This is a genomic window from Mycobacterium sp. 852002-50816_SCH5313054-b (assembly GCF_001667185.1).
Lineage (GTDB): Bacteria > Actinomycetota > Actinomycetes > Mycobacteriales > Mycobacteriaceae > Mycobacterium.
Genome location: NZ_LZIC01000147.1, coordinates 60,464 through 70,558, shown reverse-complemented (window position 1 = coordinate 70,558; position 10,095 = coordinate 60,464). Strand labels below are relative to the sequence as shown.

The 10,095-nt window shown below is 67.1% G+C and carries 9 protein-coding genes; 3 read left to right on the top strand and 6 right to left on the bottom strand.

Annotated features, from left to right (window positions below; all coding sequences use genetic code 11):
* The 3 genes from A5787_RS26250 to A5787_RS26240 all read right to left on the bottom strand — a co-directional run.
* Positions 1 to 637, bottom strand: a 637-nt coding sequence (locus A5787_RS26250) for a PE family protein (protein WP_156764143.1), incomplete at its 3' end; no start/stop codon positions are given.
* Between the two features lie 96 nt (positions 638 to 733).
* Complete coding sequence (locus A5787_RS26245) at positions 734 to 1,600, bottom strand: cyclopropane mycolic acid synthase family methyltransferase (protein ID WP_066972738.1); 867 nt, start codon at positions 1,598 to 1,600, stop codon at positions 734 to 736.
* A 112-nt stretch (positions 1,601 to 1,712) separates the two neighbouring features.
* Complete coding sequence (locus A5787_RS26240) at positions 1,713 to 2,693, bottom strand: glycoside hydrolase family 6 protein (protein ID WP_066972736.1); 981 nt, start codon at positions 2,691 to 2,693, stop codon at positions 1,713 to 1,715.
* An 85-nt stretch (positions 2,694 to 2,778) separates the two neighbouring features.
* Here A5787_RS26240 and A5787_RS26235 point away from each other — a divergent pair, with 85 nt between their 5' ends.
* Positions 2,779 to 3,687 (top strand): YgcG family protein, encoded by a 909-nt coding sequence (locus A5787_RS26235; RefSeq protein WP_066972734.1) that lies wholly within the window; start codon positions 2,779 to 2,781, stop codon positions 3,685 to 3,687.
* A 46-nt stretch (positions 3,688 to 3,733) separates the two neighbouring features.
* Here A5787_RS26235 and A5787_RS26230 read toward each other — a convergent pair whose 3' ends face one another.
* Positions 3,734 to 4,048 (bottom strand): DUF732 domain-containing protein, encoded by a 315-nt coding sequence (locus tag A5787_RS26230; protein ID WP_082977461.1) that lies wholly within the window; start codon positions 4,046 to 4,048, stop codon positions 3,734 to 3,736.
* 367 nt (positions 4,049 to 4,415) lie between these two features.
* On the opposite strand from A5787_RS26230, the gene A5787_RS28565 reads away from it, so the two are divergent.
* Positions 4,416 to 4,544: a hypothetical protein gene (locus tag A5787_RS28565; protein ID WP_255361749.1), complete on the top strand. Its 129-nt coding sequence runs from the start codon at positions 4,416 to 4,418 to the stop codon at positions 4,542 to 4,544.
* 5 nt (positions 4,545 to 4,549) lie between these two features.
* On the opposite strand, the gene A5787_RS26225 is transcribed toward A5787_RS28565, so the two are convergent.
* Both A5787_RS26225 and A5787_RS26220 read right to left on the bottom strand, forming a co-directional pair.
* Positions 4,550 to 6,304: an MFS transporter gene (locus A5787_RS26225; RefSeq protein ID WP_066972730.1), complete on the bottom strand. Its 1,755-nt coding sequence runs from the start codon at positions 6,302 to 6,304 to the stop codon at positions 4,550 to 4,552.
* 228 nt (positions 6,305 to 6,532) lie between these two features.
* Positions 6,533 to 7,750 carry a PE family protein gene (locus A5787_RS26220; protein WP_066972727.1) on the bottom strand — a complete coding sequence of 406 codons (1,218 nt, stop codon included), beginning with the start codon at positions 7,748 to 7,750 and terminating at the stop codon, positions 6,533 to 6,535.
* A gap of 912 nt (positions 7,751 to 8,662) precedes the next feature.
* Here A5787_RS26220 and A5787_RS26210 point away from each other — a divergent pair.
* Entirely contained in the window at positions 8,663 to 10,075 is a 1,413-nt protein-coding gene (locus tag A5787_RS26210; protein WP_082977459.1) for a PE family protein, read from the top strand.
* Positions 10,076 to 10,095: the final 20 nt, after the last annotated feature.

Genomic DNA, 10,095 nt, shown 5'->3' with positions numbered 1-10,095 from the left:
GTCCGGTCCCGCCGGCGCCGCCGGTGCCCAGCAGCCATCCGCCGTGTCCGCCCGGACCGCCGGGTGCGCCGGTGCCGCCGGCGCCACCGGCTCCGCCGGTGCCGATCAGCCCCGCGGCGCCGCCAGACCCGCCGCCGCTACCGGCCGCGCCGGACCCGCCGGCCCCGCCCGAACCGAGCAACCAGCCGCCGGCCCCACCGGGGGCGCTGGTCCCGGGGGCCCCGTTGGCGCCGTTGCCGATCAGCGGGCGTCCGGTAAACGCCACGCTGTATGCATTCGCCGTATCCAGCAGGTTCTGCTCGAAGGCCTGCGGGTGCGGGATCGGAAGATTTGGGATCTGCAGAAACGCTGCGCTCGTGGCCTCAGCGGCCGCGTATGAGCCCGCGCCACCGCTCAACGCCTGCACAAACTCCTGCTGGAACGCGGCCGCCTGGGCGCCCATTGTCTGGTAGGTCTGCCCGTAGTTGTCGAACAACCGCGCGATCGCGGCCGACACCTCATCGGCGGCCGCCGGCGCGATTCCGGTCGTCGACGGCGCCCACGTTGCCGCGGCCTCCTTGATCGCCTCCCCGATTCCACTCAAATCCGCCGAGGCCGCGGCCAGGGCCTCAGGTGCTGCGATCAGGAAAGCCGACATTGTGCGACTCCCATCAAGTTCAACGGGGCGACTCGGACCGCTAACTCTATTAATGGAACCCGGGAATGGGAAGCGTTTCTGGGCTCAAGACGACGACTACTTCCGCAGGGTGAATTGGTTGAGGTCGGTGTAGCCCTTGCGGAACAGATTCGCGCAGCCGGTGAGGTACTTCATGTACATCTCGTAGATCTCTTCGGACTGGATCGCGATGGCCTCTTGTTTGTGTGCCTCCAGTCCCGCGGCCCATACGTCCAGGGTCTTGGCGTAATGCCGCTGCAGCGATTGGCGGCGCTTCAGCTTGAAGCCGGCCTTCGCCGAGAACTGTTTGACCATGTCGATGGTCGGCAGGTAGCCGCCGGGAAAGATTTCGGTTTTCATGAAGTCGCTGAATTCGACTATCGCCGGAGTGAGCGGCAAGCCGGACTCGATGATCTCCTTCTCCGACAGGACGGTGATGGTGTGCAACAGCATCGTGCCGCCGGTCGGCAACAGCTCATAAGTTCTTTCGAAGAAGGCGCCGTAGCGGTCGTAGCCGACATGTTCGAACGGGCCGATCGCCACGATCCGGTCCACCGGCTCGTGAAACCGCTCCCAGCCCTCGAGTAACACCCGCTTGGAACGCGGGCTGTCCGATGCGGCGAACAGCTGCTCGACGTGGGCGACCTGGTTCTTGGACAGCGTGATGCCGACGACGTTGACGTCGTATTTCTCGATGGCGCGCATCATGGCCGCGCCCCAGCCGCAGCCGAGGTCCAGCAGTGTCATGCCGGGCTGCAAGTCCAGCTTGCTCAGCGACAGGTCGATTTTGGCGATCTGCGCCTGTTCCAGAGTCATGTCATCGCCGCCGAGCCAGTAGGCGCACGTGTACATCTGGGTGCGGTCGAGGAACAGGCGGAAGAAGTCGTCGGAGAGGTCGTAGTGCGCTTGCACATCCTCGAAATGCGGCGTCAGCTCCTCAGCCATCTGGACGTTTCCTCCAGTCCCTGTGCGGCTAGGGGTTTGTGGACGATCCACCCGAGGGACCGTCGCTTGAGGTTACGACGACGCCCGTGTTCTTTGCCAGAGACGCGCGCAGCTAGCCCCCGGCGTGGGCCAGATCGATGGCGTACTGATTCACGAAGGTGCCCGCCGGCGGATCACCCTTGTCGCATGTTCCGTCGGATTCACCGGGGCGTTTGATCCACAGGTACGCGTCGGCGTGCGCACCCGCGGTGGCGGTGGTCGGCGGAGTGCCCAGTCCTCGGCCGCTCGGGTTGCACCAGTTGAGCCCGGAGTCGGGCGCCGGCCCGGTGCCGTTGCGCGACGTGTCGATCACGTAGTGCGAACCATTCGTAAGCCCGGAAATCGCCTCCCCGTAGCCGATTTCGTCCCCGGTGGTGTAGAAGTTCGCGGTGTTGAGGCTGAATCCCCGCGCCCGCGCGACATCGACCTTGTTGAGCCTGGCGGCCATGTCCTCGGCGCTGTGCCAGCGCAGGTGGCCACCGTCGACGTAGACGGCCGTGCCCGCATTGCGCGTCAGCGTGTCGACGGCGTAGCGAATCAGGTCGTAGCGTTCCTGGCGCTGGTCAGCCGACAGGCAGTCGGCCATGGCCAGTGCGTCGGGTTCGAGGATGATCGCCGTCCGCGTGGCGCCCACGCTGGAGGCGATGCCGTCGATCCACCCGCGGTAGTCGTCGGCCGTCGCCATGCCACCGGCGGCGAAGCTGCCACAGTCGCGGTGCGGGATCCCATAAATCGCCAGCACCGGGATGGCGCCGGCGGCCGCCGCATCGCCGGTGTACTTCGCGACCGTCGCCGCGGAACCGCCCGGGACGATCCAGTAGGCCTGCGGAGTGTTGGCGATGGCGGTCAACTCGGCACTCGGTGGATCGGCATGCTGCGCGGCGCGCATGGCCGCCGAGTTGGGATTGACGTAGAAGGGCATGCCGGCCAACGGATTGCCGTTGTCGGTCAAGCGCACCGCCGGATCGACGAGATGGCTCGTACCGACAACGGCCGCAACCGTGAGGAGGGGGGCGATCCAACGCGCGACCGCGCTTGTAGCTGAGAACGTCATCCCAGGAAAATTAGTGCATCGAGCGCCAGTCGCCGACGGCAGGTGAGGGTGCGCTCGGCTCCCCGCAGCGGGCTAGATTACCCGTATGCGGGTTGTTCGCCTGTTCGGTGCGGTCCTGGCGATTCTCACGGCGGGGTTACTGCTGGCAACTCCGGCCGGCGCGCAACCGCCGTCCAAGGTCACCGATCACATCACCGACAACACCGGGGCGTTGACCGACTCCGGCCGTGCGGCGGTCAGCTCGGCCATCGACCGGCTGTACCGCGACCGGCACATCCAACTGTGGGTGGTCTACGTCGACAACTTCTCCAGGTTCAAGCCCGAGAACTGGGCGAACCAAACCCGCAGCGCCAGCGGCATGGGCGACCACGACGCGCTGCTGGCTGTGGCCACGAACACCAAGTCGTACGTGTTCGACGTGCCGGGCCTCCCGGCGGCCGAGTTAAACGCGTTGCGCAGCAACCAAATTGAACCGGCGATCAATGCAAAGGAATGGAGCATCGCCGCGGTCGCTGCGGCCGACGGGCTGGACAAAACGGCAAGCCCGGCAAGCCCGGCGCCCTCGTCGAAGCGCAACTGGGTGCCGATCGCGATCGCCGTCATCGCCGTTGTGGTCGTCGTCGTCGTGGTTCTCGTGCTCTATCGCGCGCGCCGCCGCCGACGCGCCGCGCGTGGCGACGGGCAGGTGAGCACCGAGGGGAGCGATCGGTCGCTGGGGCAGGCGTTGTCCACCGCCGACGCCCGGGTGCGCCAGATCTCCGACTACGCCGCCCGGCATCGCGGCAGCATCGGAACCGAAGCCCAGGCCCGGCTCGAAGACGCCAGGCGGCATCTGGTAGCGGCGCGCGGGACGCAAGCAACGAACGAGGCCGACGCGATCGCCTACGCCAACAGGGCATCGACGCTGGCCGCTGAGGCGCAAACGCTGGCCAACAATGACGTGCTAGCGGCGCACCGCACGCCACGGCGTCGAGGCACCGCGTCGAAGCGATGATCGGTCGAGAACCCTTGTGGGGGAGACCTTCTGTCTCATAGCGCCGTCAGGTGCAAAGGCTGGGTGCGTCGCACACATTGCCGGGGCAGTAGGTGTTGTGTGCGGCGTTGACCAAGGTTCCGACGTCCAACAACGTCACGCCCCTGGCGTTCAAATGGGAGTGAATGTCGTCGGCGATCTGTTGCGGCGCCCAACCCCACGTGAGGTCGTAGCAGACGAGATGCGCCTCTCCGATGAGCGCCTCTTCCGTCTGGGGCGGCCACGTGAGCCCGACGGCGCGCAGTTGGGCGAGGTACGCCTCATCGGCAGGCGTGGTGGCGGTCGCGACCGCGGAGCTGCCAACCAGGGCAGCGCCGGCGATCAGGGGGACGGTGAGCACTGCGAGCCAGCGAGGTGAGGACATTGATACGGCTCCCTTTGTTTATTGGCGTCGGCGATGCCGTCAGTGCGGGGTCCAAAGCGGCATGACGAATGGTAGCCGTGTGCAACGGCAATTGACGGGTGGCAAAACGGGTCGCGGCTAACCGTTCCCTGAATACAGCGCACGTTCCCAGATCGTGGCCAGTGTGTCCACGAGCGCATGCATATCCGCGTCGGAGGTATCCGGGGTCAACATCAGCAGCCGGTGAACGTTCATGGTCACCAATGCCGTTGCCGTTCCGCGGGAATCAGCAATCCCACTCTTCGCGGCGTCAACGATTGCCCGGTGACCTCGGGATCGTTGCCCGATGACCAGAACACCGCGCGCAGAATCGCCCCGTGCCGGCTGGGTCGTTCACCCGCTGCTGGCGGGGCTTGCGTTGTGCTGCGTGCTGTTGGGACGACGCCGCAGCGCCGACCCGCTGCCGGATCGCTGAGCTGGTTACGCCGCCGTTGCCGTGGCTTCGTCGACCTCATCCCCGTAGCGGCCGGGATTAACAAGCGATGCCAGCGCGCCGGTCAGCATCATGACCGCCGCCGCGACGAATACCACCACCAGTCCGGTGTGGAACGGCCCCGAGATCAGGTCAGGGAAGAACGATTTGCCGGTGAGCACGTCGGCGTTTACGCCGGGCTGCTGCAGCGCATGCGATCGCGTGAGCAACTCGGCGACCGGGTTGTAACCGAGAAACGCCGCGAACAGGCTGCCCACCGGCGGCAGGTTGGCAACATCCTGCGCCACCGCCGCTGATACGCCTTGTTGTTGCAGCCCGCTGCTCAGCGCCTGAGGCAGTGTGTGCGCCAGCCCAATGACCATCAGCGAGAAGAAGACTCCGATCGACAGCGCCGAGCCGGCGTTGAAGAACGTCGCCCGAACACCGGACGCGGCTCCCCGTTGCGCGGCCGGCACGCTCGACATGATGGCGGCGGTGTTGGGCGCGGTGAAAACGCCGCCGCCCAGGGCGTTGAGAAAGGTCAGCAGCGCGAAAACCCGATAGTCGAAATCCACCGGGATCATGAGTAGCCCGATGAACGTGCCCGCCATCAGCAGCATCCCGCCGACGGCGAACGGCCGCGCGCCGAACCGGTCCGCCAGCCATCCCGCCATCGGCGCCGCGAACAGGAACCCAACGGTCGCCGGCAACAAGTAGATGCCCGACCACAGCGGCGTCGACTCGAAGCTGTACCCATGCAGCGGCAACCAGATGCCCTGCAGCCAGATGATCAGCATGAACTGCAAGCCGCCTCGGCCCATCGATGACATCAGGTTGGCCAGGTTGCCCATCCCGAAAGCCGTCGACCGAAACAGCCGGATGTCGACCATCGGCTGCGGCGCCCGCAACTCGATGACGCAGAACGCGAACAGCAAGAACACACCGAAGCCGATCGAGCCCAGCACCCACGGGTTCGTCCAGCCCGTCGCATGACCCCCGTACGGCTGAATGCCGTAGGTGATGCCCACCAGGATGACGGTCAAGCCAACGCCGAATGTCACAGTGCCGGGCCAGTCCAACGGCCCCGGCGTCGGCACACCGATCTCGTGCAGCGAGCGCACGCCCCAAATCGTGCCCACCAAGCCGACCGGCACGCCCACCCAGAAGATCGCGCGCCAGTCCCATCCCACCAGGAGGCCACCCATCATCAGGCCGAGGAAAGAGCCGGCCACCGCCGCGACCATGTTGAATCCGAGCGCCATGCCGCGCTGATTGCTCGGGAAAGCGTCGGTGAGGATCGCCGCCGACAACGCCATCAGCATCGCGCCGCCGATGCCCTGGATCACGCGCCAGCCGATCAGCCACAGCGCGCCGCCGCCGAGGTGGAATGGGTCGAACGAGAGCGCAATCGCCGCGACGGTGAACACCGCGAAGCCGAAGTTGTAGATGCGCACCCGGCCGAACATGTCGCCGAGTCGTCCGACGAACACGACCAGGACCGCGGTGACGACGAGATAACCCATGAGCATCCACAGCAGAAAGCCGATATTCGCCGGGGCGAGGGGGTCCAGGCCGATCCCGCGGAAGATGGCGGGCAAGGAGATCAGCACGATCGACGCGTTGATCATCGCCAGCAGCATGCCCAGCGTCGTGTTCGAAAGGGCGACCCACTTGTAGTGCGGGTGGTCGCGGTCCCATCGGAGCCGACGGCCGTTGGTGGTAGGGGTGAGCGTCGGGTCGGTCGCGGCGATGCTGTCCGCCATCTATATCCCAGTCGTCATCAGTCATCGCCTACCCGTTGAGCCAAAGTTACTTATGTTAGCCATACAAACAAATGGGAAACCACGGGCGAGACGCGACCATGAGAACGAGTGTCGTAGCTCAACCGAAATAGAAACGCGAATACCAGTCGGCCCAGGATTAGGCCATTTTGCCGCCGGCGATAACCGTTGCGGCCCAGGCGAATCTGATTGAGCCGCCGATAGCGAGCGCTACGGCGCCCCGTTTATCCCGCTGTGGCCGAGCGGCCCGGCAAAGCCGGCGTGGCCGCCGGGCCCGCCGGCGCTGCCGTTTCCGCCGTTCCCACCGTTGCCGATGAGCACGGCATTACCGCCATTCCCGCCACTGGCCGGCGCGGCGCCGGTGCCGGCGTTGCCGCCGTCGCCGCCGCGGCCGAAGATTCCGCTGGAGCCGCCGTCGCCGCCGCGGCCGCCGATCAAGCCGGCCCCGCCATTGCCGCCGGTGCCGCCGTCGCCAATGATCCCGCTGTTGCCGGAGCTGCCGCCATCCCCTCCGGTGCCAAGGAATGCGGTGCCGCCCTGCCCGCCGAGACCGCCGTTGCCGAATATTCCGGCGGTGCCCGCATCGCCGCCGCGGCCACCATGCCCACCGGTGCCGGTGGCGTCACCGCCCAGCCCGCCGGTGCCGCCACTGCCGTGCAGCCGCCCGCCGGCACCCCCGTGACCGCCCATACCGCCGATGCCATTGGTGCCGGTGGCGATCCCGCCGGCTCCGCCGGCGCCGCCGTGGCCCAGCAATGAGGCGCTGCCGCCGGCACCGCCGGCGCCGCCGGTTCCCCCGACGGCAGTTGCGATCCCGCCCGCCCCACCGGCGCCGCCGGCGCCGAGGAGCCACCCGCCACGGCCGCCGGCACCGCCGGGCCCGCCGGCACCGCCTTGTCCGCCGATGCCGCCGTTGCCGATGAGGCCGGCGCGCCCGCCTGCGCCACCGGGGGCTCCCGGGTTGGTGCCATTGCCACCGTTGCCGCCGCTGCCCCACAAGATCCCGCCGGGCTTGCCGGGCTGCCCGACGCCGTTGACGGTCTGCCCATCGGCGCCGTTGCCAATCAGTGGACGCCCCACCAGCATTTCGGTGGGCGCGTTGATCACACCCAGCACATCCTGCTGCAGCATCTGCAGCGGTGAGGCGTTGGCGGCCTCCGCGCCCGCGTACGCGCCCGCGCCAGAATTGAGCGCCTTGACGAATTGGTCGTGAAACGCCACCGCCTGGGCGCTGAGCGCCTGAAATTCCTGGCCGTGCGTGCCGAACACGCCCGCGATGGCGGCCGAAACCTCATCGGCGCCGGCGGCCAGCACCTTGGTGGTGCGGGCCGCCGCGACCGCGTTGGCCGCACTGATCGTGGACCCGATGCCCGCCAAACTTGTTGCCGTTGTTTCCACCATCTCCGGCATTGCGATCACAAACGACATTCCGTACCTCCCGACAGTTCGGCTATCGCTATTTTGACCAAGGGGAAATGCAAAAACCACAGGAGCGTATCGCGACTCTGGCAACAAAGCCACATTTAGATAAAAATTATGATTGCGCTCTGGATTGCTCAGATCTTTGTGCGGTTTCCGACGTTCAGCGCGTGCGAAGTTTTGTCTGATGACATTCGGGGGCAAGCCACTCTACGCAACCAAAGCGCGAAATCCAAGTGCCGAAAGACGGCAAATGCTCGCTGGCTTACCCTTGCCTAGCAAACCCTTTTAACTACGCAACGTGCCTGCGCTGCCTGCGATCGCCGGGGCGGTAGTTTCCTTGCCTACAGTCAGATTTCAATACCCGAGGCACGGTTTACAGTGATTTAGCCGTCGGCTGGCCCGCACTCTACCGCGGCTGAACGGTTGGACTAAGGGCCACGCAGAAGAATATTCACCGGGCGAATTTTGCATTCAAAGGCGGTACCGTAATGATCGAATCTCGCAAATCCGAAGGCTAGAAGGTTATAGCTCTTTGCGAACTCTTGACCGTGTTGGTTCAAGTGGGCGACTGCCGACCGTCGCACGTTGAAGGCATCGCATCGGCCGAAGGCGGCAGGATCTTCCCAACAAGTGCGAGAATTGCCAATTGCGACATTTTCATACCAATGTTATGCCTTCTCCGTCCATCAAAAACCTCGCGTCGTGTCTAGACGCAATCGAAATCCGCACGCCGCGACTGTTGCGCGCCGGCTCACAGGTGGAACTCATCGCCCGCCTAGGGCCGCCTCATCGACTGCGTGTTGGCTCTGTCCATTACTGCCCAGCCGCCTGAAACTTGGGATCGGTAGGGCGAGCAAGACGACACGATTTCGCTAGTCGGCCACCGTCGGGCGGTCGCCACGTCGTTCGGAGGTCGGGATGTCCTTTGTAGTTGCAGTCCCGGAGTACGTGACGGCGGCGGCCTCGGATTTGGCGAGTGTCGGTTCGACGATCAGCGCGGCCAATGCGGCGGCGGCGGTTCCGACGTCGGCGGTGGCGGCCGCGGCGAGCGACGAGGTGTCGGCGGCCATCGCGACGCTATTCGGCCAGCACGCGCAGGTCTATCAAGCGATCAGTGCAGAGGCGGCGGGATTTCACCAGCGGTTCGTCGAGCTACTGAACGCCGGTGCGGGTTCCTACGCCAGCGCCGAGGCCGCCAACGCCAATCCCCTGCAGGGGCTCCTCAACGACATCAATGCGCCCTTCGAGGCGCTGTTGGGCAGGCCACTGATCGGTAACGGCGCCGACGGGACCCCCGGAACAGGTGCCAACGGTCAGAACGGCGGGTTGTTGTGGGGCAACGGTGGTGCCGGCGGTTCCGGCGGGCCCGGCCAGAGCGGCGGTAGTGGCGGCAGCGGTGGGTTCCTGTTCGGCGACGGCGGCCGCGGCGGCACGGGTGGGAACGCTATTGGTGCTGGAGTGGCCGGCTTTGGCGGTAACGGCGGCAATGCCGTCGGACTTTTGGGCAACGGCGGCGTCGGCGGGACCGGCGGTGCCAGCGTCAATGGCGTCGGCGGCGACGGCGGTTTCGGCGGGAACGGGGGGTTCCTGCTCGGCAACGGCGGCATCGGCGGGGCCGGGGGCAACGGCTTCGTTGCCGGCTGGGGCGCCGCCGGCGGCAACGGCAGCAGTTTGATCTACGGCTTGGGCGGCACCGGTGGGGCCGGCGGGTCCAGCCTCAACTTCGTCAACGGGCTCGCGGGCGTCGGCGGCGACGGCGGCAGCGGCGGCGCCCTCTTCAACTTCATCGGAACCGGGGCCGACGGCGGCGCCGGCGGGGCGGCCGTCGGCGCCGGCAACATCGGCGGCCAGGGCGGCCAGGGTGGTGGGGGCGGCGGCATCCTCTTCGGCCTTGGCGGCCACGGCGGGGCCGGCGGAACGGCCCTGACCGCCGGCGGCACCGGCGGGCCCGGCGGCTACGGCGGCGACAACGGCTATGTGTTCAGCGATGGTGCCGGCAGCATCTATGCGGGGGGTTCCTTGTTCGGCATCGGCGGAGCCGGCGGCGACGGCGGGGTGGCCCAGGCCGGCGGCCACGGCGGCACCGGCGGGCTCGGCGGTCTCGGCGGCCTGGTGTTCGGCCTCGGCGGCCACGGCGGCAACGGCTTCGGGGCGCCCGGCTTGGCGTTCGGCGGTAACGGCAGCCAGGGCGGCTATGGCGGACTTCTCTTCGGCATCGGGGGCGGCGGCGGTAACGGCGGAACTGGGGTCGTCCCGGGCGTTGGTGGACAGGGCGGGTTTGGCGGGTACTACCTTTTCGGCCCGAACGGTGCGAACGGGTTGCCAGGCTGACGGTTGCGTGAGCCCGGTTC

Coding starts and splice junctions, on each gene's coding strand:
- A5787_RS26245 (WP_066972738.1), bottom strand. CDS start 1,600: ATGGCTGAGGAGCTGACGCCGCATTTCGAGGATGTGCAAGCGCACTAC.
- A5787_RS26240 (WP_066972736.1), bottom strand. CDS start 2,693: ATGACGTTCTCAGCTACAAGCGCGGTCGCGCGTTGGATCGCCCCCCTC.
- A5787_RS26235 (WP_066972734.1), top strand. CDS start 2,779: ATGCGGGTTGTTCGCCTGTTCGGTGCGGTCCTGGCGATTCTCACGGCG.
- A5787_RS28565 (WP_255361749.1), top strand. CDS start 4,416: ATGACCAGAACACCGCGCGCAGAATCGCCCCGTGCCGGCTGGGTCGTT.
- A5787_RS26225 (WP_066972730.1), bottom strand. CDS start 6,304: ATGGCGGACAGCATCGCCGCGACCGACCCGACGCTCACCCCTACCACC.
- A5787_RS26220 (WP_066972727.1), bottom strand. CDS start 7,750: ATGTCGTTTGTGATCGCAATGCCGGAGATGGTGGAAACAACGGCAACA.
- A5787_RS26210 (WP_082977459.1), top strand. CDS start 8,663: ATGTCCTTTGTAGTTGCAGTCCCGGAGTACGTGACGGCGGCGGCCTCG.